The following is a 20,683-nucleotide window of genomic DNA, read 5'->3' as shown; positions in this document are numbered from 1 at the left end:
GCAGCGCCGCTGTCAGTGCAGCCTGCTGGCGTTCGCGCCGGCGCCCACCCTTTCCACCGGGTAGGCCAGCGGCGGACGCGGTTCGTCCAGGAGTTTCAGCCCCGGCGGGAGACCGTCGATGGTGCCGGTGGATCCGGCGGCGCTGATGGTCACCCGACTGCTGTCCAGCAGGACGTTTTCCGCCCGGAACGAGCCCACGGACTCCGGCAGGATCGGTGCCAGGTGCACCACCCCGCGGGTGAAGACGGGGTCGAACCGGAGCAGGATCCGGGCGAGCTGCACCGGCGCGGCCGCAGCCCAGGCTTGCGGTGAGCAAGCGGTGGGATACGGAACGGGGCCGGGAAATTCGCCGCGGTCAAAGCCGCAGAACAGTTCCGGCAGCCGGCCGTCAAAGTGCTCGGCAGCGTCGAGGATGCCCAAGGCCACCCGCCTGGCTTCGTCCACGAATCCGTAGCGCATCAGCCCGGTGGCCACCAGCGCGGTATCGTGTGGCCACACCGAGCCGTTGTGGTAGCTGACGGGGTTGTAGGCGCCCATGTCCGACGCCAGCGTGCGGATGCCCCAGCCCGTGAACATCTGCGGGGACATCAGGTTCTCCATGACGGACGTGGCTTTGTCCTCGTCCACCACCCCCGTCCATAGGCAATGGCCAATGTTGGAGGTCAGCGCATCAACATGCCGCTTGTCCTTGTCCAGTGCCACCGCGAAGTACCCCTTGTCCGGCAGCCAGAACTTCTTGTTGAACTCCTCCTTGAAAGCTGCCGCCTTTCCGGCCCAATGCTGTTCCAGCCCCGAATCGCCGCTCCAGTGGGCCAGCAAGGACCTGCCCAGGTAGGCGGAGTACACATAAGCCTGGACCTCGCAGAGGGCGATCGGCGCCTCCGCGATGGTCCCATCCGCGAAGTTGATCCCGTCCCAGGAGTCCTTCCAGCCCTGGTTCACCAGGCCATGGTCGTTGGGACGAAGGTATTCCACAAAGCCGTCGCCGTCGCGGTCGCCGTACTTTTCGATCCATTCCAGGGCCCGGTCCGCGTGCGCCAGCAAGGGCTGGATCGCATCCCGGGAGAGCCCCCACCGGCTCAACTCGCCCAGGGTGGAGACGAACAGGGGGGTTGCGTCGACGGTGCCGTAATACGCGGTGCCGCCCAACGACAGGCCGGCGGTGACACCAAGCCTGACCTCGTGCGGTATGCGGCCGGGTTCCTCCTCTGAGTCCGGGTCAACCTTCTTCCCCTGGATCCCGGCCAGGGTCTGCAGCGTGCCCAGCGCAAGGTTCGGGTTGACCATCAGGCTCATGTAGGAAGTCAGCAGCGAATCCCGTCCGAACAACGCCATGAACCAGGGCGCACCTGCGGCTACGGCCGCGCGGTCGGGGTGATGGGCGTCGAAGATCCGCAGGGCACCAAGATCGCTCTGGCTCCGGTTGAGCACGTTCTGGAAGCTTGCGTCCTCGACGCTGATCCGCGGGACGTTCTCTTCCCAGGCCAGATGCCGCCGCACACCTTCCCGGTGATGCGGAAGCTGCCCTTCCTTGAAGGGCTTTTCCGGCGCCTCCCCGTTCACCAGCGGCACCACAATCACGCTGGTGGCCCATTTGCCCCGGGCAGGGACGGTGATGTGAAAACGCAACCCGTCCGTGTCCACCTCTGCACCCCGTGCCCCGATGGCGGAGCCCCGCTGCTGGCCATGCCGTGATGCCTCGATGATGAGCTTTCCATCCACCACGGTGCGCGTTGTATCGTCCGGGCCGGTGGTCCGCCCGCCCTTAACGTCGAAGAGATCGGCCTGATCCGCATCCACGAGGAGTTCGATGTCGCACTCAACAGGCTCCGCCGCGTAATTCTCCAGGCTGATGTCATCCTGCAGGCCGGGCCCGATGTGGCGGACCTGACGGACCACCAACGGGCTGTCGAACCTGCCCCCGGGCCACGCGGCACGGCCAACGAACGTGGCCTCGAACGGATGCGGCCGCTGGGCAGACAGCGGCTCCCGCATCGAGCCGTTGATGCGCAGCACCCAGCGGGAGATGATCCGGGTGTCCTGGAAGAACGCGCCGTTCGTGCCGGCGTCTGGGCTGATGTCACCGGTTCCGGCCGATATGCAAAACGAAGAACCCTCCAGGACGGTGACGGCGCCGACGTCCGACCCGGAGGCCTCGTTGTCTTCGTTCCAGGCGGTCATGAAGGACTCCCTTCTCAGGCGATTTGCTGCCGGGGAGCCGGAAGGCCGCCCGCCCCCTTAACGATTTTGGTGCACGGGCGCGGCATCCGGAACCCCTCCGGGCAATCTGCCCGCCAGCAGTTCATCAAAGAGCCTCAGGTGCTGCGCCACCATCCGTTGGGCATTGAACCTCTCCTCCACTGATGCCCGGCACCGTTCCCTGCTCAAGCCGGCTGCTGCCTCAACGAAGCCGGGCAAATCCTCTGTCTGCCCCAGGAAGCCCGTCCGGCCATGCTCCACGATCTCGGGCGCTGAACCGATGCGCGTCCCGACGACGGGAGTGCCCGTGGCCAGCGCCTCGATCATCACCAGGCCGAACGGTTCGGACCACTGGATGGGGTTGAGGAAGGCCGTGGCCTCGCCCATCAGGCGGTACTTGGCGGCATCGTCCACTTCCCCCACGAAATCCTCGTTTGGGCCCAGCATGGGCTCGATGACCTCCCGGAAGTAGCGGACCTCGTCCTTCTCCCGCATCTTGACCGCTATCTTCAGGTGCATGCCCACCCTGCGGGCGATCGTGATGGCCTCAAGCAGCCCCTTGTCATGGCATGCGCGCCCCACGAAGCACAGGTAACCGCCGCGGCCGCTTCCCACCGGGACAGTGGAAACGTCCATGCCGTGATGGATCACCTGGGTGACGGGAACCTCGGGAGCGTGTGAAGCCTGGTCGCGGGAGATCGCCACGATTGCCACATCCGGCGCCATGGCCCGGTACAGGTCCTCTGCCTGCTTGTGGAGCGGGCCGTGGATGGTGGTGACCACCGGAACCTTGGCCGGACGGTGGGCGTAGAGCGGGCCGGCGAGCGTATGGTCGTGGATGATATCCACGTCCTGCAGCCCCTTGTAGGCCCGGATCACGTGGCTGAGTTCGGACATGGTTGAGCCAAGCTCGTCCCGGGACGCCGGCCGCATGCCCGGCACCAGCGGCACGGGGCATGTGCTTTCGGAAGGGGCGGCGAGCAGGACCTGGTGTCCGGCGGCCGCGAAGCCACGCGCCAGGGTGTCCACCACCCTTTCGATGCCGCCGTAAGTCAACGGAGGGATGGGAATCCAGGGTCCCGCAATCAGTCCAATTCGCATGTCTGGCCTCCAGGGAAGGGGCCCGAGCTCCCCAGCCGCCAGGCGCATCAACCCGCGGGACCGTTGGGGTCCCGTGGTGTTCTCATTTTGTTTGGCGTCTGCTTCACCTAACTCCGACTATTGCCCAGGATTGCCCCGGCCACAAGAGCGGATGTGTGCCATCTCATAAGGCGCCGGCGGAATGGCCGCAGGCGCGGCCCGGTTGTGCAAGGCATGAAGATTGAGATCTGGTCTGACGTTGCCTGCCCGTGGTGTTTCATCGGGAAGCGCCGGTTCGAGGCGGCCCTGGCAGCATTCCCCCACCGTGACGCCGTTGAGGTGGTGTGGCGGAGCTACCAGCTGGATCCCACCCTGCCGGAACACTACGACGGGACCGAGCTGGAGTACCTGAGCAGCCGCAAGGGCATGCCGTCACGGCAGGTCGCGCAGATGTTTGAGCACGTGGCGGAGCAGGCAAAAGGCGAAGGCCTGGACTACCGCTTCGACAAAGTGGTGGTGGCCAACAGCTTCACCGCGCACCGCCTGATCCACCTTGCAGCGGCGCACGGCCGGCAGGATGCGGCCAAGGAGCGCCTCCTGAGCGACCACTTCGAGCACGGCAAGGACATCGGCAGCCGGGACTACCTGTCCTCCCTCGGCAACGATCTTGGCCTGCCGTCCGATGAGGTGGAGGAGCTCTTCACCACGGACAAGTACACGGACGAGGTCCGGTTCGACGTCCAGGAGGCACAGGGCCTGGGCATCAGCGGCGTGCCGTTCTTCGTGATCGACCGCAAGTTCGGGCTGTCCGGAGCCCAGCCGGCGGAGACGTTCACCGCCGCCCTCACCCAGGCCTGGCAGGCTGCCAACCCGCTGGTCCTGGTCAACTCCTCCGACGGCGGCGCCTGCGGCCCCGACGGCTGCGCGGTGTAGCGCCTTTTACTGACACATCGCGGTAAAGTGTCTACATGCCCAGGATTTCAGCGGCCAGCAATGCCGAACAACGCGCGGACACCCAGCGGCGCATCCTCACCGCTTTTGGCGAACTCCTCTTCACCCATGGCCTCCCGGGGTTGACCATGACAGACGTGGCCAGGCATGCCGGGGTGGGCCGCACGGCCGTCTACAACTACTACGCAGACATCGAAGAACTCCTGATCTCCTACGCCCTGGATGAGACCGAGAAGTTCCTTTCCGACCTGCGTGAATCGCTGGCCCGGCTGGAGAACCCCGTGGAACGGCTGGCCCTGTACGTCCGCGCCCAGGTGGTTGACCTCAGCCGCCGCCACCTCCCGCCCGGACCTGCCATGGGGGCGGTGCTGTCGCCGTCGTCCTTTGCCAAGCTCTCGGACCATGTAGGCGAGCTAAGCGTCCTGTTGCAGGACATCCTGCGTGACGGCATGGAGCAGGGGTACCTGCCGGTGGCGGACGTGGGCCAGCAGTCCCAGCTGATCCTGGGCACCCTGTCCTCCAGTGCGGCCAGGGGCAGCGACGAGCCGGCCGAGCTGGAAGCCCGCGTGGCCAGGACGGTGCGCTTCATCCAGTTGGGTGCGGGTGCGCGGTTCGACGACGACGGGCGGCCCATCCGGGTGGCGCAGCTTCCGCCAGCGGCGCAGCTTCCGCCAGCGGCGCAGCTTTCCGCAGTGGCCGGCTAAGGACCGGCTGGCTGGAGGTCAGGCCGCGGGGGTAACAGGCAGTCTGTTGGTGTCCGCTATGCGCCGGCTTTCCCGGGGGCAGCTGAGCTTTCCCGGCGTCTGGTCCACCAGATCCGGCGGGACCAGTGCCTTGTAGTCCTGCGCCAGGATCACGTCCACGCTGGCGTCGGTCCTGCCGTCCTGGAAGTAGTCCGACCCCGGCACGTTGCGCTGCACGGTGAATGCCGCCGACTGTCCGCCCGCACCTGACACCACGGCCGCCACACCCCGGTAGCCGGCGTTGGTATTCGAGACGTTCCCCACCACGAACTTCCGCGCCAGGAACTCGTCCGCCACCGAGCGCGCCAGCCCGGCCCTGGTGGTGGAGTTGTAGACGTTGAGGTTGATCTTGTCGTTGGGTACGTAGTCGAACATGGAGGCCGGGCAGGAGGAAACCGGCGCCGGGGCGGGCTCAGCGGCGGGGATCTTCAACCGGCCGTTGATGATGGCCATGGCAACGATGATGCCTGCGGCGATCAGGCCTGCCAGGAGGACCAGCACCACCCCGTGCAGCACGCGGCGGCGGACCCGGGCGGTCTCATCGGCATCCGCGGCCGCTTCCATGGCGGCGCGCAGCTCAGGGCCGGAAACAACATGGTGGCCATGAAGGACACTCGGGTCCTTCGGCCGCCCCCTAGCCATCGAGCACCAGGACCCGGGCGTGGATCGCGGTGCGCTGGTGCAGGGCGGTCCGGACCGCGCGGTGCAGGCCGTCCTCGAGGTAGAGGGTCCCCTTGTACTGCACTACGTGCGGGAACAGGTCGCCGAAAAATGTGGAATCCTCCGCCAGCAGCGCTTCCAGGTCAAGGGTGCGCTTGGTGGTGACCAGTTCGTCCAGCCGGACCGGTCGCGGCGGCAGCGACGCCCACTGCTTGGGGGTGCTGTAACCATGGTCGGGGTAAGGGCGGCCCTCGCCCACAGCTTTGAATATCACCATGCCACAGTAGGCACCGCGCTGCCCCAGCGAAAGTGGCAGGGCGGACCGGCGCCAGGTTGTAGCCAAACAGTGACCATATGCCCTGCGCCCCGGCCGTAGGGCGGACACACAGCGGCAGCGCCTGCCGTGCTGACAGAATGGAACCATGACAGTATCCGAGTCCCCTGCCGCGCCCGTGCCCGGAATCCGCCAGCCGTCCGCGCCGCCGCTGGCGCTCCTGCTTGACGTGGACGGCCCCGTGGCCAGCCCGCTGACGCGGGACGTCAAACCGGACATCATCCTGGACCTGGTGGCGCTGGCCGCAGCCGGCATCCCCGTCATTTTCAACACCGGCCGTTCCGACGCCTTCATCCGCGAGCAGGTCATGGAACCGATGATCGCCGCCGGCATTCCAGCCGGAACTGTCATCCATGCCGTCTGCGAAAAGGGTGCGGTCTGGTTCAGCTACACCTCTGCCGGCCCCGGCCCCATCCACGTGGACCGGGAGCTTGCCGTTCCGGCGGCGTACGGCGACGACATCCGCCGGCTGGTGGCGGAGGACTATGCAGCCCACATGTTCTTCGACGAAACCAAGCGCGCCATGGTGTCCGTGGAGCAGCACATCGATGTGCCCAGCGCGGACTACCTGGCCGAGCAGAAGCTCTTCGACGCCGAGGCCATGGCGCTCATGGGGCGCCACGGGCTGGGCGTTGTCCGCCTGGACCACCACGCACCGAACTCCGACGACGAGGTGGACTACCGCGTGGACCCCACCATCATTTCCACGGACATCGAGTCGGTGCGGCTGGGGAAGGATCTTGGCGCCAGCCGGGCGGTGGAGCTGCTGGCGGCCCAGGGCATCACGCCGCAGGCGTGGCGGACGGTGGGCGATTCCCGCACCGACTACGCCATGGCGGACTGGCTGCACCATAACGACCACCCGGTGAAGCACGTGGATGTGCGGCCGGCGGACGGTGTGCCGGCCAAGCCCTATCCGGTGCTGACCGCAGCGGACCTCGGGCTGGAGGAAACAGTGATCCACGACGACGCCGGCGGGGCCTTCCTGCGCAGCTGGCGTGAGGCGCTGGACGCCTGAGCCCCCTGCCGGGCCGCCGTCGAAACGTCGCCAAGGGGCTTCAACCGGGCCCCGAAACCTTCCGTTACTCCAGCAGGACTATCATGCAGTTAAGAATGCCCACTTCCACCAGCTCGGAGACAACCATTACAGAAGCACCGGTCCAGGACGAGGTCTACTACGGCGGCCAGGCGTCCGTGGAGGAACAATTTCACGCCGAGATCACGTCTCCGGCGGCAGAGCAGCGGCTCAGGCACCGCCCCGATGTCATCCGGCACAAGGGCCGTTTTGCCCTGATCAATGACACCAGGACTCCGTACCAGGCCATGGTGGAGGACCTGCTGTTCCTCCGCAATGTCCTGGCGAACGCGGGCCTCAACTATCTGCTGGTCCGTGGCAACAACGACCGCCCTGTCCTGGCCCTGGACTGGAAGGACCGGAAGAAGCTCCGGGCCGCCCTGGTGGAGGCGTGCCGGGACGAGCCCTTCTATTCCATGACCGTGGACGCCAAGAAGAAGACGTCTGTCCTGGTGGCCGACGGGGAGCTCTCGCCCAACCGGCAGGGCCGCATCTTCCGCCTGTACCGGCCCCGGGTGGAGCCGGTGGGCGGCTTCGAGTTCGGCGCCTCTGCCGGGGTGCAGATCGAACTCTGGTCCTTCGAGGGCGAGGAACTCATCCTTCCCATCGAAAACTCGCTGACCCGCAGGACCCTGCTGCGCCAGGACGCCGTCCGCGGCACCGTGGAACGCTACGGCCACACCTGGCCCACCATCGAGAACATGTTCGCCGACCACGCAAGCGACATCAGCTTCGACATCGACCTCGTCTTCTCCTGGGTGGACGGAAGCTCCCCGGAATACATTGCTGCCCGCCGCGCGCAGCAGCAGGGCGTCGTCCTGGGCGAAGGTGACGACCACGAGGCCCGGTTCCGGCAGATCAATGAACTCAAGTACGCGCTGCGGTCCGTGTACATGTTCGCGCCGTGGATCCGCCGCATCTTCATCGCCACCGACTCCCCCGCGCCTGCCTGGCTGGCAGAGCACCCGTCGGTCACCATAGTCCGCAGCGAGGAGTTCTTCGCGGACCCCTCCGTGCTGCCCACCCACAACTCCCAGGCCGTGGAGTGCCAGCTGCACCACATCGAGGGGTTGTCCGAGCACTTCCTCTACTCCAATGACGACATGTTCTTTGGCCGCCCCGTGGGCCCTGACATGTTCTTCACGCCCGGCGGCATCACCAAGTTCATCGAGGCGGAAACCAGGATCGGCCTGGGTGAGAACGCCGCTGAGCGCAGCGGGTTTGAGAATGCCGCCAGGGTGAACCGCAAGCTCCTGTGGAACCGGTTCGGCCGGATTACCACCCGCCACCTGGAGCACACCGCCGCGCCGCTGCGGCGCAGCGTGGTGGCCCAGATGGAGGAGGAGTTCCCCGCGGAGTTCAGCAAGACGGCAGCCAGCCGCTTCCGCGCTGCGGACAACATCTCCGTGACCAACTCGTTCTACCACTACTACGCACTGCTCACCGGCCGGGCCGTTACACAGACAGCCGCCAAGGTCCGCTACGTTGACACCACCATGCGCTCAGGGCTGAAATACCTGCCCAAGCTGCTGGCCAAGCGGAACATGGACTTCTTCTGCCTGAACGACGGGAGCTTCCCGGAGATCAGCGCGGACGAGCGCGCCGAAGTGGTCACGGACTTCCTGGAAAGGTACTTCCCCATCAAGGCGCCCTGGGAGAAGTAGCCCGGTCCAGGCTGTAGTCACCGCCTGGTGGACGCTCCGAGCTTGGCGTTGCCGCGCTGCTTGGTGGTCTCCGGGATCCGGATCCCCGCAGCCTCCAGCCGCCGGGCCGTTTCCTCGGGTGACACGTACTCGCCCACCGTTGGTGAAGCGCCCAGCGGGACCACGGAGTGCACGATGGTGTGCTCGTAGACGTGCACCAGGTTGAAGGCCTGGCCGCCGTCCTGCCCGCGCGTGCCTCCTACCGGGACGTTCAGGTCCTGGGTGTAGCAGGAGGCGGAAGCGACCGAGACGGGGACGCCGGCGAAGCTGGCCGTAGTGGAGTAGTGCAGGTGGCCGGCCAGGATGGTGCGGACGTCCGAGTTGCGGACCACTGCCTCCAGCGAGGCCTGGTCGCGCAGTTCCACCAGCACGGAAAGGTCAAGCACGGACGGGACCGGAGGGTGGTGGAGGGCCAGGATGGTGCCGTCCGGGGCAGGGGTTTCCAGCTGCCGGGCCAGCCAGTCCAGCTGGGCGCCGCTCAGTTCGCCGTGGTGGAAGCCCGGCACAGTGGTGTCCAGCGTGATGACGCGCAGCCCATTGATGAAGTAGCTGTGGTCCACCGGCTCGTCGCTGCCGGGCTGGTCGAGCAGGCCCTTGCGGAAGTTGGCCCGGTCATCGTGGTTTCCCATGGCCCAGATGACCTGGGCGCCGAGCTCCTTGCAGGCAGGGTCCACAATGGCCCGCAGTTTCACGTAGGCCCGCGGATCGCCTTTGTCAGCGAGGTCGCCGGTGAAGATGACGGCTTCCGGCCTTGCGCCGGATGCTTTGACTTCGTCGAAGAGCTGGATGAGCCTGGCTTCGCTGTCGACAGTTCCGTAGAGGGGGTCTGGACCTCCCAACAGGTGGGGATCGCTCAGGTGGAGTAGGAAGTGGCGTGGCCGGGGGTGTTCGGCCTCGATGTGCTCCATTGCTACCTCTATGGTCGGTGGGAAGCCGTTCTTCCCTTGTACCCTTCAGTAATATTTATCCAATCAGACATTTGGCAAACTTGGGGTAAATCGCCGGAGCTGATGTGGAAAAAGTTGGAAGAACTGCGCTTTTGCAGACCCGGTTCGGCCAGACCGCGTTTATCCGAGCTCCTGCTCGACCGCGTCGATGACCTCGGCCGAGTCCGGTTCAACGGTGGGGGCAAAGCGGGCCACCACCTCGCCGTCGCGGTTAACCAGGAACTTCTCGAAATTCCACTTCACCAGCCCCGGCAGCAGCCCCGTTTTGAACTTGGTGAGCTCGGTGTAGAGCGGGTGCTGATTCCTGCCCCGGACATCGGCCTTGGCGGTGAGCGGGAACGTGACCCCGAAATTGCGTTCGCAGAACTCCGCGATGTCGCGGTCGGTTCCGGGCTCCTGCCCTGCGAACTGGTTGCACGGAACGCCCAGGACCTCGAATCCGCGGTCCCGGAACTTCTCGTAAAGGGCTTCCAGTCCGGCGTACTGGGGGGTGAAGCCGCAGTTGGAGGCCACGTTGACCACCAACACCACTTTTCCCTTGAACTGGCTGAAGTCCGTCCGGGTGCCGTCGTTGAGGACCAGCGGGATGGGATACAGCGGCGCATGCCGTCGGGTCTGCGGAAGGTTGCTCATATGGACAGTTCGTTGCCGACGTCCCACCGTACGGGTCCAAAGTGAAGATTTCCTAGGCCGGCAGGGTGGTGGCCGTCGCGCTTGGCGTCATGGTTGACGAGGTGGTTGCCGTGGGCTCGGGTTCTGCCGGCGGAGGCGCCAGGGTTGGGGTTGGCGTGGGGCTCGGGGTCGGGGTCGGGGTCGGGGTTGGGGTCGGTTCGAGGGTTGTCTGCGCCGGGCTCGGGGTTGGGGTCGGTTCGAGGGTTGTCTGCGCCGGGCTCGGGGTTGGGGTTGGCGTGGGGCTCGGGGTCGGAGTGGGGCTCGGGGTTGGGGTCAGGGCCGGGGCTGGCGTAGCGGCCGCTGGAGCGGTGGGCAATGGTTCAGTCGGCGTCGGAGTCGGACCAGGGTCACTGGGCGACGGCGACGGCGACGGCGTCGGGCTGGGTGAGGCCGTCGAAGTCGCCGTCGGAGTTGCCGGGTCGGTCGGCGACGGCGACGGGCCGGGCGCGGGGTCCGTGGGCGACGGCGACGCAGCACTCCCCGAAGGTTCAGCGGGTGGCGGGGCCGTCGTCGTCAATTGCGCGTCAGGGGGCGCAAGCACTACACCCGTCGCCTCCGAGGGCGCAGGTGCCGGTGCAAGCGGCAGGAGTGGCGGGAAGGGTGAAACCTGCAGCCCGGCAGCGGGGATTTCTCCGCCCGGATCCACCCGGAGGGGGATGGTCCAGCTGATCCTGCCGGCAGACAGCCCCTGGCCGGGCGCATAGGAGACCATGTCGGCAGGAAGGGCCCAGTTCAAAGTGCGGAGCTGCAGGAAGCTCCATCTGAGGGGGTTTGTATACCGCCCGTTCAGGATGGCCTCGAAATGCAGGTGGCAGCCCGTGGACCATCCGGTGGTACCAACGCGCGCGATGACTTGGCCTGCCTGCACTGTATCGCCCGTATGGACGCCGATGGACTCAAGGTGGTTGTAGGTGGTGATGAGGCCGTCGCCATGATCGATCTCCACACGGTTGCCGCCGCCCCAGGGATGCCATCCGGCCGCGCGTACAACACCGGCGTCGGCTGCGTGGACGGGCATGCCGCAGGCCGCTGCATAATCCTGCCCCAGATGGAAATCACCAGCAGTCCCGCTGATCGGGCTGACCCGGAAGCCGAACGGCGAACTCGGCTCGAGGAGCTGAAGCGGGGCCATCAAAAAGCCGGCTCCGGGCCTGCCCGTGCCCGCCGGCCCTACTGTCAGGGCCGCCGGGGCATCTGCGCCCGTACTTCCTATCGCCGTATGTGGGAAGGCCAGGGTGACCATAGGACTGGACAGGATGGCCGGCGGAAGGGCGCCGGCGCCGACCTGGTCCGACGCCGGCGGACCGGGTTCCCTTTGCGCTTCCTCGATGCTGTTCCCGCCGGATGTTCCGCCGGGGACTGCAGCACCCTCGGTCCCGGTGCCCGCAACTGATCCCGTCCACTGCACGGGCCCTGCCGGGCCGGCAGAAAGGTTGACGGCATAAACGGACGCCGCCAGCACCCCCGCCGCGGCGACGGCGCGTGCAACGGGGAAAGCTACGCTGGGCCGGCTTTCTGGTGCCGGGCGCTGGATTCTTGCCCAAGTGACTGACTCCACGTCGTGGCCTGCCGCCCGTTGTCTCGACGGTATGTCCCATGGGACCACAGCACCGCAGGGGTGGAAACCCCATGGGTGCACATTGCGGGTTTTTTGCGGGCGTTAGGGGTTGGGAGTTTCCGCTGCTCAGGAGGTTGGTCGCGGTGCCCCTGCAGAAATGGGCAACAATATCTCATGCGCAATGTCCTTCGTACATGGCAGGACGAAATCAAGAAGACCTTTTCAGGGAAGGCTGATGCACCACCGGACTGGTCGCTGCGGCTGGCGGAAGGCGACGACGCCGGCTACCACCTGCCCGGCTCGGCCGTCTGGGCAGTCCATGGCTCCATGACGCCGATCGTTGGCGGGATCCGGACACTGCTCATGCAGTCGCTGCACCCCGGTGCCCTGGCGGGAGTGCACGAACACTCCAACTTCCGGGAAGACCCCTTGCGCCGGCTGGCCAACACCATCCGGTGGATCTTCACGGTGACATACGGCTCAACGGCGGCCGCGGAGGAGGCAACACGGCGTGTCCGCCGGCTCCATGAGCCGGTCCAGGGCACCTACAAAGACAACGACGGCGGCACACGCACCTACAGTGCCAACGACTCCGGGCTGGCCGGCTGGATCCATATCGCCTTCACGGATGGCTTCCTGGCAGCCCATAAGATCTGGGGCGGACCCATTCCTGGCGGCCCGGACGCCTACGTCCGGGAGTGGGCCCAGGCCGGGCGGCTGGTGGGAGTGGACAACCCGCCGCTGACCGAGGCGGAGATGCGCGGCCAGCTGGACCAGTGGTACACGCAGGGCGTCCTGCGCGCGGACGACAGGGTGAAGGAAACGGTTCAGTTCATCCGCAACGCTCCGCTGCATCCCCTGCTGAAGCCCGGTTACCGGATCCTGTTTGCGGCCGCCGTCTACAGCTTGGAACCCCGGTACCGCCAGATGCTCGGGCTTTCCGTTCCACGGCTGGGCCCCTTCCCCCTGCCCGTGAGGCTGGGCACAAAGGTGGTGCTCGGCGTCGTCCATCTTGCCCTGGGCGGGCTTCGCCGGCGGATGGGTCCCAGCGAACTGGCTGCGAGGCAGCGCCTGAGGCGGCTGGGCGAGCCTTTGGCGGACATGGCCTAGGGGGTCCACGACCAGGAGCCCATGACGGCGGAAACGCAAGAACCCGGCCCCGGAATCACCGGGGCCGGGTTCTTAACCGGCGGAGAATGGGGGATTTGAACCCCCGAGGGCGTTAACCCAACACGCGTTCCAGGCGTGCGCCATAGGCCGCTAGGCGAATTCTCCAACTGCTTCTGAATCAAAAGCAGGTATTAGATTACCTGAACTTTTCCGCATCGCCCAATTGGGCTGTTCGGAGCAGGATTTCCGCGCTCCCCTGCCCGTGCCCGGAGACGCCTGCGCATCGCCCTTAAGCTGGAAATGGACGCCCCCAACGCGCCCATTCCCCGATGCACCGTTGAGCTGCCGGGTCCGTCCCGTTCAGCCAGGCCACGCAGCTCACAACCTTGAGATTGCCCCAATCGGTGTACATACCAATGATCGCGGCTGCCGGCGGGATAAGCAATGAAGACCGCCGTCTGAATAGCTTCCGGCACTGTGTTGTTCCCCAGAAGCGGGCTCCGGGCAGCAGGCGACGGCCGATTCGAGTCGAGCCGGATGTTCGGGTAAAGTAGCTCGCGGCCCCTCATGTGGCGTCATCCTGTTGAACTCCCCCAGGACCGGAAGGTAGCAAGGGTAGACGGGCTCTGGCGGGTGCATGGGGGGTCTTTACTATTCCCCCACAGGGCGGCATGATGTCGGCCCGGATTGGTAGGGTTTTCTCTGTGACAGTTACTACCGCCCTGTACCGCAGATACCGTCCCGACTCGTTCGCTGACGTTATCGGGCAGGAGCATGTCACCGAGCCGTTGATGACGGCTTTGCGGAAAAACCGGGTCAACCACGCCTACCTCTTTTCCGGCCCCAGAGGCTGCGGCAAGACCACGTCCGCCCGCATCCTGGCACGCTGCCTCAACTGCGCCCAGGGCCCTACGGACACCCCCTGCGGAACCTGCCCCAGCTGCGTTGAGCTGGCCCGCGGCGGTTCCGGTTCCCTTGACGTCATCGAGATTGACGCGGCGAGCCACGGCGGTGTTGACGACGCGCGGGACCTCCGCGAGCGCGCCACCTACGCCCCGGTGCGGGACCGCTACAAGATCTTCATCATCGACGAAGCCCACATGGTTACCTCCGCCGGGTTCAACGCCCTGCTGAAGATCGTCGAAGAGCCGCCGGAACACATCAAGTTCATCTTTGCCACCACAGAGCCGGACAAGGTCATCGGAACCATCCGCTCCCGGACCCACCACTACCCCTTCCGGTTGGTGCCGCCCGAGCCGCTGATGGCTTACCTTGAGCTCCTGTGCCGCCAGGAAAACGTTCCCGTCGCCCCCGGCGTCCTGTCACTGGTCATCCGCGCCGGCGGCGGCTCCGTCCGTGATTCGCTCTCCGTCCTGGACCAGCTCATGGCAGGCGCCGGACCCCATGGACTGGACTATGAGCTCGCCGTTGCACTGCTGGGCTACACCCATGCCTCGCTGCTGGACGACGTCGTGGAGGCCGTGGCCGCCTCCGACGCCGCCACAGTCTTCCGCGCCGTGGACCGGGTCATCCAGACCGGGCACGATCCCCGCCGGTTCGTGGAGGACCTGCTGGAGCGCTTCCGGGACCTGATCATTGTCCAGGCCATGCCCGAAAGTGCGCACGCCATCCTTAGGGGAATGCCCGCGGACCAGATCGCCCGCCTGCAGAACCAGGCCCACAACCTTGGCGCCGCCGAACTCTCGCGGGCCGCGGATGTCACCAACACGGCCCTGACCGAAATGACCGGAGCCACGTCCCCGCGGCTGCACCTTGAACTGCTGTGTGCCCGGATCCTGCTGCCCAGCTCGGAACAGAATGAGCGCGGCATGGCGGCCCGCATTGACCGGGTGGAGCGGCGGCTCAACTACACAGGGAACGACGTCACCGCTCCGGCGGCCCAGGCTGCTCCCGCAACGGCAGTGCCGGCAGCCGCACCTGCCGCCGCCACCCCGGGCACCTCCTCGCCCGAGCCCCTGCACCCAGCGGTGGCGGCCGGCCCTTCCGTTCAGGCGGCACCACAGCCACAGGCCCAAGCCGTCCCCACGCCATCCGAACCCACCCGGCCCGGCGCTGCCGAGTCCATTCCGGCCCAGGCCGCGCCCGCCCGGCCTGGCACTGACGCACCCCGGAGCCCGCTGACACCGCCGCGGGTAAGCACCAATGACTGGCCTGTCGAGGACCCGGCGCGCCTCGGGACACCGGAGCGCCCCGCCGCCGCACGCACCGGCCAGGCAGCGCCCCAAAGTAACGCAGCGCCCCAAAGCAATGCCGCGCCCCAAAGCAATGCCGTGCCGTCCAGCAGCGCAGCACCGCAAGCCAATGCCGCGCCGCCAAGCAACGCAGCAACGCCAGCCATTGCCGCATCCCGGTCTCCGGAGGACCGGCAGGCTTCCGCCCAGGCAGCGGTGCCGCCGCCGCACCAGGAGGCGCCCGCCAGGCCCGCCCCTGCGGCTCCCGCGGCCATGGGTGACGTGGAGGTCCTCCGCAGGGCGTGGCCGGATGTCCTGCAGGTACTGTCCAAAATCAAGCGCAGCACCTGGGCCCTCGTTGAGCCCAACGCGCAGGTCAGCGCCTTCGACGGCAGTGTTGTGACCTTGTCCTTCACCACGCCGGGACTCGCGGGCGCCTTTGGGAGGGCGGACCACTCGGACAACCTGCGCCAGGCCATCCACAAGACCGTCGGCATCGACTGCCAGATCAACGCGGTTTCCGGCGGCACCAGCCAAACGAGCTCTGAGCCAAACCCAAAAGTGCCGTCCAGCCCGGTGGTTCCGGCCACTTCAGCTGACGTTGCCTGGGGGCTTGCTCCTGCCCCCGCGCAGCCTGTCCCGCCGGCGCAGGCTCCCACAGCCGCCCCACCCGCGGCTCCGGCGGGCGGAAGCCCTGAGAGCCCCGCCGCGGCCCGGAACCCGGTGCCTGCCCAGGGTCCCGCTGTTGGCAGAAGCTCCGGGAGCACAGCTGTTGCCGCAAGCCCGGAAGCCGTACCGGAGGGGACTCCCGCTGTGGCCGGCTCTCCAGGCGCAGGTCCGGTGACCGACGCCGGCGTGCGCGGCCACGGGGACGCACAGCCCTCCCGTCCCGGCGCCCAGGGCCCGGGAACAGCCGCCGGCGCCTCTGGCCCGGACGCCGGCCAATCCCCCTACCCGTCGGCGGGTGGCGACTACTCCTACTCCGACGACGACTGGGGCCCGCCGCGGGATGAGGACGCTCCCCCGCTGGATGAGGAACCCCCGATGGACTGGGTGCCCGCCACGCCGTCCGGCAACCGGGCAACGCCACCACCCCCGAAGTGGGCGGCAGCCAGGAACCGTCAGGCTCCCGCGGTGATGCCGCTGCGCGCCCCGGGGGGCAGCAACCAATGGTTCCACCCCGGACACCGTTGCCCAGCCCGGCAGCACAGATGCGGGTCCGGCCCACGATCCCTGGACACGGGCTGTGGAACAGGCCCCCGGCGTCTGGGTTGTCGGAGACAAGAGCAACGTGGGTGCCAACCCCGCACCCGGCTCTGTACCCGATAACATCGGAACACAGGCCGACGTTCCGCATTACGCCCCTGCAACAGCCCAGGTACCGCCCTCCATCCCCGTTTCACCCGCGGCCGCGGCCCCTGCCCCTGCCCCTGTCGCAGCAGCGGGATGGGGTTCGGGCACGAGTACGGGTTCCACCGCAGGTTCCGCCCCGGGGGCAGTCTCCGGCCCCGGTCGCGGCGCGCCCGCCGCGGGATCCTACCCGGCGCAGTCCCCCGCCTCCGCTCCCGCGCCGGAATTCGCCATGGCCTCGGCGGCAGCCGCCCCGGTGGCCAAGGCAGCAGTTGCGCCCTCCCGTCCCCAGCCGGCGGCGGCTGCACCCGTGGCCGGACGGACTGAAACGCGGCAAAGCCTCTACCAGCGGCTGTCCAACAGCCCAGAGGCTGAGGCAGGACGGGCGAAGGCACCGGCCAGGGCCGCGTCCGCACCCAGCGCCTATGTCCAGGACGTGCCCAGCGCCGACGATGAAACCATCGAGGAGTCCGGCGTCTTCGGCCGGGCTGCCGTGGAACGCATCCTGGGCGGAAAATTGATCGAGGAGCGGTCGCTGGACGGAAGCCCGGTCACGCCACGCTATTGACGGCCGGCAAGGTCGACCGCCGGCGGGCAGCCCCGCAGCCATGACCAACTGAGTGTTCCACCCGCCATCCACACCAAACTAAAGAGGGAAACGTGTACGAAGGTGCTGTCCAGGAGCTGATCGACGAGCTCGGACGCCTTCCGGGGGTGGGCCCCAAGTCCGCACAGCGGCTGGCGTTCCACATCCTTGAAGCCGACCCCCAGGATATGAAGCGGCTGGTGGAAGCAATCACCACGGTCAAGGAGCGGGTCAAGTTTTGTACGGTCTGTGGCAATGTCACGGAGCAGGAACTGTGCAACATCTGCCGCGACCCGCGCCGTGATCCCGCGATCATCTGCGTGGTGGAGGAATCCAAGGATGTTCTGGCCGTGGAGCGCACCCGTTCGTTCCGTGGCAGGTACCACGTGCTGGGCGGTGCCATCAATCCCATCGCCGGCGTGGGACCGGAACAGCTGCGGATCCGCGAGCTGCTCACACGGTTGAACGACGGCGAAATCCAGGAAGTGATTATCGCCACCGATCCCAACCTTGAGGGCGAGGCAACGGCTACTTACCTGGCCCGCATGCTCAAGACGATCGGCATAGCCGTCACCCGTCTTGCCTCCGGCCTGCCCGTGGGCGGTGACTTGGAGTATGCGGACGAAGTCACCCTGGGCCGGGCCTTCGAGGGCCGGCGCAACGCCCTGGGCTGAGCGCAGGCGCCCGGTTTTTCCGAAGCACGCCCTTCAGGCCGGATCACCCCGTGCCCCGTCGCGGCGCCGCGCTGCGCGGTAACCTCCCGCCACGACGGCGCCGGCAATCGCCGCCTGGCCAAGGAGCCCCATCCCGGGCATGGGCGCCCGGGGCTCGTCCCGGCTGCGCGGTTGCCCCTGCACGCATGGCACTTGCATCCCGTCCGCAGCTTCCTGAATCGCTGCGGGCACCCATCCCAGGACCCGGCCGGCGCGGTCTGCCTCCGCCCCAGCCATCAGGAACAGGACGGGCGGGCTCAGCGCCGGGAGCCACATCAGACGCTCGGTGTGGTAAACCTCGCTGATGCCGGCCTCGATCTCGGAGCATCGGAAGGCCACGTGGGTTCCGTCGCGCGCCCGTTCGACATTCAGCGCCACCGTGACACGTTCCTCCGCCCGGACCAGGGGCAACAATCCGATGGCTGCGGCCGGGGCCCCTGCCACAAAGGCCAAGGCCAGCAACCCGCCGGCGGCATTCGCCAGGCGCGGACGTCCAGCCCATGCGGAGAGCCCAGCGCCCATGGCACCGAACACCACGCACTCCACCAGGACGACGCCCGCAGAAACGGCCGACACTGCCCCCGAAGCGCCCGCGATCCAGGCCTGCACCAGCAGTACACCGAGAACAACAGCTGCCAACACCAGTCCCCGCAAAGCCGTGGCCAGCAGTACCGCCAACAGGGCAAAACCTCCGGTACGCCCCCTCATGCCGCGGAACCTGCCCTCCGCTCGCACGCCCCAGGCAACAGCGGGCAAAGTGGCGGTCGCCGGCATCAGGGCTGACGCCAGCGAGTAGACCAGCAGGGGAAAGACTTCCGGACCGGCCCCGCCGCCCAGGGGCGCCAGCAGGACCACGGAGCCGGCAGCAGCCCACGTGCACAGGACCGCGGCCGCCACCGTAAACCAGAACCGGATGGTTGTCAGGCTGACCAGCCAGTCGGCCAGTCCCTTGACCAGGCTTGTCCTTGCGAAGCCCGGGCGTAGAGACCCGGAACGGCCGGTATCCAGGCCCTCGTTGGCGCTTTCCCCGCCGCGCTTATCCGCGTCCGGGCCGATCGGCTCAAAAAACGGCTCCTGGGGCATTCCTGCAGTTGGCTGCGGGTCGTCGGCCACTACGGATCCTCCATATCTCCAAAGGACCCCCGGCCCTGTGCCTGCCAAGGTCCGGGCTACGGCCCGTGAAGCCGGGTAACTGGTCCCATCGTGGTCCACCACCCCGGGCCTGTCCATAGGAACCGTCGTGGCCGGTATGTGGTCACAATTCAACGCCGCTCCGGGCGCGGCGATAAACTGTCGGAGGAAAGTCGCGCCGTCCCGGCGTCAGGCTGCCTGGTTTCCCAGAACTCCAATTGATCCAATGAAGGTACGCGCATGAGTACGCCCACTGCCGAAGTGCACAACGCAACCCAGCCCCAGGTGGCCCCGCCGCCGGCGCGGTGACGAAACAGCTCATCGTGCAGAAATTCGGCGGGTCCTCCGTTGCGGACGCCGACGGGATCAAGCGCGTGGCAAAGCGCGTCGTGGATGCCCAGGAAGCCGGCAACGAGGTAGTCGTAGTCGTCTCAGCCATGGGTGACACCACTGATGAACTCCTGGACCTCGCTGCCCAGGTGACCGACTCCGCCCCCGCCCGCGAAATGGACATGCTCCTCTCGGCCGGTGAACGCATCTCCATGGCCCTGCTGGCCATGGCCATCAACAAGCTCGGCGCCTCCGCCCAGTCCTTTACCGGATCGCAGGCAGGCATGATCACCGACGGAATCCACGGCAAGGCCCGGATTATCGACGTCGACCCGCACCGCATCCGCACCGCCCTGGACAAGGGCCACATCGCCATCGTGGCAGGCTTCCAGGGCATGAGCCGGGCCACGAACGAAATCACCACGTTGGGCCGCGGCGGCTCCGACACGACGGCGGTGGCTCTGGCGGCTGCCCTCGAAGCGGATGTCTGCGAGATCTACACCGACGTGGACGGAATCTTCACCGCCGATCCGCGCGTGGTCCCGTCGGCACAGAAGATCGACACCATTTCCAGCGAGGAGATGCTGGAGCTCGCCGCCTCGGGTGCCAAGATCCTCCACCTGCGCTGCGTGGAATACGCCCGCCGGTTCGGCGTCCCCCTGCACGTCCGTTCCTCATTCAGCCAGCATGAAGGCACCTGGGTCATCCCCAGCGCCGACGACAAGATCACCACTCAAGAGGGAGTTGCCTTGGAGCAGCCAATCATCTCCGGCGTTGCGCATGACCGTTCCGAAGCGAAGGTCACCGTGGTCGGCGTCCCCGACATCCCCGGCAAGGCCGCCGCAATCTTCCAGGTCATCGCCGACGCACACTCCAACATCGACATGATCGTCCAGAACGTGTCCACCCATGGCACGGGCAAGACCGACATCTCCTTCACCCTGCCCATCGTTGAAGGCGCGGACGCCCTGGCCGCACTTCACGCTGCCCAGGACCAGATCGGTTTTGAGGCCATTGAATACAACGAGCAGATCGGCAAGCTCTCCCTGATCGGTGCCGGCATGCGCTCCCACCCGGGCGTCTCCGCCACCTTCTTCAAGGCGCTTTCCGACGCCGGCATCAACATCAACATGATCTCCACCTCGGAAATCCGCATTTCCGTGGTGACCCACGCCGACCTGCTGGATGAGGCTGTCCGCGTGATCCACAAGGCGTTTGGGCTGGACACTGAAAGCGAAGCGACGGTTTACGGCGGCACCGGCCGCTAAGGACTCAACGAAAAAGCCGGGCTGCCTCTCCTCCCACGGGAAAGGCAGCCCGGCTTTTTGGTCTTACCGTGCGCCTGGACA

17 protein-coding genes, 1 tRNA gene, 1 other RNA gene and 1 pseudogene are annotated in these 20,683 nt (G+C 67.0%); 11 read left to right on the top strand and 9 right to left on the bottom strand.

The genetic code is table 11. The features are described 5' to 3' along the window. Positions 1-12: 12 nt before the first annotated feature. Both OUO20_RS20965 and OUO20_RS20960 read right to left on the bottom strand, forming a co-directional pair. Positions 13-2,181, bottom strand: a complete 2,169-nt coding sequence (locus tag OUO20_RS20965; RefSeq protein ID WP_056392194.1) for an amylo-alpha-1,6-glucosidase — start codon at positions 2,179-2,181, stop codon at positions 13-15. Positions 2,182-2,238: 57 nt separating this feature from the next. After that, positions 2,239-3,300 carry a glycosyltransferase family 4 protein gene (locus tag OUO20_RS20960; RefSeq protein ID WP_056392196.1) on the bottom strand — a complete coding sequence of 354 codons (1,062 nt, stop codon included), beginning with the start codon at positions 3,298-3,300 and terminating at the stop codon, positions 2,239-2,241. Positions 3,301-3,513: 213 nt separating this feature from the next. Between OUO20_RS20960 and OUO20_RS20955 the strand changes: the two genes are divergently transcribed. After that, positions 3,514-4,212: a DsbA family oxidoreductase gene (locus OUO20_RS20955; RefSeq protein ID WP_144601219.1), complete on the top strand. Its 699-nt coding sequence runs from the start codon at positions 3,514-3,516 to the stop codon at positions 4,210-4,212. A 35-nt stretch (positions 4,213-4,247) separates the two neighbouring features. Then, on the top strand, positions 4,248-4,934 hold the full coding sequence (locus OUO20_RS20950; RefSeq protein WP_268002558.1) for a TetR/AcrR family transcriptional regulator: 687 nt from the start codon (positions 4,248-4,250) through the stop codon (positions 4,932-4,934). Between the two features lie 18 nt (positions 4,935-4,952). Here the strand turns inward: OUO20_RS20950 and OUO20_RS20945 are convergent, their stop codons facing one another. Together OUO20_RS20945 and OUO20_RS20940 are read right to left on the bottom strand one after the other, a co-directional pair. Further along, the gene (locus tag OUO20_RS20945) at positions 4,953-5,615 is read right to left on the bottom strand and encodes a LytR C-terminal domain-containing protein (RefSeq protein WP_026266166.1); all 663 of its coding nucleotides are present in this window, start codon (positions 5,613-5,615) and stop codon (positions 4,953-4,955) included. After that, positions 5,608-5,907, bottom strand: a complete 300-nt coding sequence (locus tag OUO20_RS20940; protein ID WP_026266165.1) for a type II toxin-antitoxin system VapB family antitoxin — start codon at positions 5,905-5,907, stop codon at positions 5,608-5,610. Before OUO20_RS20940 ends, OUO20_RS20945 begins: the two co-directional genes overlap by 8 nt. Positions 5,908-6,055: 148 nt before the next feature. Between OUO20_RS20940 and OUO20_RS20935 the strand changes: the two genes are divergently transcribed. Then, the gene (locus tag OUO20_RS20935; RefSeq protein ID WP_018771866.1) at positions 6,056-6,985 is read left to right on the top strand and encodes a hypothetical protein; all 930 of its coding nucleotides are present in this window, start codon (positions 6,056-6,058) and stop codon (positions 6,983-6,985) included. A 95-nt stretch (positions 6,986-7,080) separates the two neighbouring features. Continuing rightward, entirely contained in the window at positions 7,081-8,706 is a 1,626-nt protein-coding gene (locus OUO20_RS20930) for a stealth family protein (RefSeq protein ID WP_018771865.1), read from the top strand. Between the two features lie 17 nt (positions 8,707-8,723). Here the strand turns inward: OUO20_RS20930 and OUO20_RS20925 are convergent, their stop codons facing one another. Continuing rightward, entirely contained in the window at positions 8,724-9,653 is a 930-nt protein-coding gene (locus OUO20_RS20925; RefSeq protein WP_018771864.1) for a phosphodiesterase, read from the bottom strand. 159 nt (positions 9,654-9,812) lie between these two features. Then, a complete protein-coding gene (locus OUO20_RS20920; protein ID WP_018771863.1) occupies positions 9,813-10,325 on the bottom strand; it encodes a glutathione peroxidase in 513 nt (170 codons plus the stop codon). A 347-nt stretch (positions 10,326-10,672) separates the two neighbouring features. Here OUO20_RS20920 and OUO20_RS20915 point away from each other — a divergent pair, with 347 nt between their 5' ends. Beyond that, positions 10,673-11,068 (top strand): hypothetical protein, encoded by a 396-nt coding sequence (locus OUO20_RS20915; protein ID WP_056392201.1) that lies wholly within the window; start codon positions 10,673-10,675, stop codon positions 11,066-11,068. A gap of 74 nt (positions 11,069-11,142) precedes the next feature. On the opposite strand, the pseudogene OUO20_RS21790 reads toward OUO20_RS20915, so the two are convergent. Next, positions 11,143-11,496: pseudogene (locus OUO20_RS21790) on the bottom strand (M23 family metallopeptidase); the annotation flags it as partial. A 600-nt stretch (positions 11,497-12,096) separates the two neighbouring features. Between OUO20_RS21790 and OUO20_RS20905 the strand changes: the two are divergent. Beyond that, complete coding sequence (locus OUO20_RS20905) at positions 12,097-13,032, top strand: oxygenase MpaB family protein (RefSeq protein ID WP_018771861.1); 936 nt, start codon at positions 12,097-12,099, stop codon at positions 13,030-13,032. Between the two features lie 80 nt (positions 13,033-13,112). Here the strand turns inward: OUO20_RS20905 and OUO20_RS20900 are convergent. Beyond that, positions 13,113-13,197 (bottom strand) — tRNA-Ser (locus OUO20_RS20900). Between the two features lie 391 nt (positions 13,198-13,588). Between OUO20_RS20900 and ffs the strand changes: the two genes are divergently transcribed. From ffs to recR, 4 genes are all read left to right on the top strand, one after another. Beyond that, positions 13,589-13,685, top strand: an RNA gene (gene ffs, locus OUO20_RS20895) — signal recognition particle sRNA small type. A 51-nt stretch (positions 13,686-13,736) separates the two neighbouring features. Next, on the top strand, positions 13,737-16,553 hold the full coding sequence (locus tag OUO20_RS20890) for a DNA polymerase III subunit gamma and tau (RefSeq protein ID WP_268002557.1): 2,817 nt from the start codon (positions 13,737-13,739) through the stop codon (positions 16,551-16,553). Then, positions 16,471-17,142, top strand: a complete 672-nt coding sequence (locus OUO20_RS20885; protein ID WP_268002556.1) for a hypothetical protein — start codon at positions 16,471-16,473, stop codon at positions 17,140-17,142. Before OUO20_RS20890 ends, OUO20_RS20885 begins: the two co-directional genes overlap by 83 nt. 92 nt (positions 17,143-17,234) lie before the next feature. Further along, on the top strand, positions 17,235-17,834 hold the full coding sequence (gene recR, locus OUO20_RS20880; RefSeq protein ID WP_018771859.1) for a recombination mediator RecR: 600 nt from the start codon (positions 17,235-17,237) through the stop codon (positions 17,832-17,834). Between the two features lie 33 nt (positions 17,835-17,867). Here recR and OUO20_RS20875 read toward each other — a convergent pair whose 3' ends face one another. Further along, complete coding sequence (locus OUO20_RS20875; protein ID WP_268002555.1) at positions 17,868-18,986, bottom strand: hypothetical protein; 1,119 nt, start codon at positions 18,984-18,986, stop codon at positions 17,868-17,870. Positions 18,987-19,309: 323 nt separating this feature from the next. On the opposite strand from OUO20_RS20875, the gene OUO20_RS20870 reads away from it, so the two are divergent. Beyond that, on the top strand, positions 19,310-20,602 hold the full coding sequence (locus OUO20_RS20870) for an aspartate kinase (protein WP_268002554.1): 1,293 nt from the start codon (positions 19,310-19,312) through the stop codon (positions 20,600-20,602). Positions 20,603-20,683 lie beyond the last annotated feature (81 nt).

Origin of the sequence: Arthrobacter sp. FX8, assembly GCF_026723805.1 — a bacterium.
Taxonomy (GTDB): Bacteria; Actinomycetota; Actinomycetes; order Actinomycetales; family Micrococcaceae; genus Arthrobacter.
The sequence above is the reverse complement of the archived record's forward strand: the minus strand, read 5'-3'. Positions and strand labels throughout refer to the sequence as shown.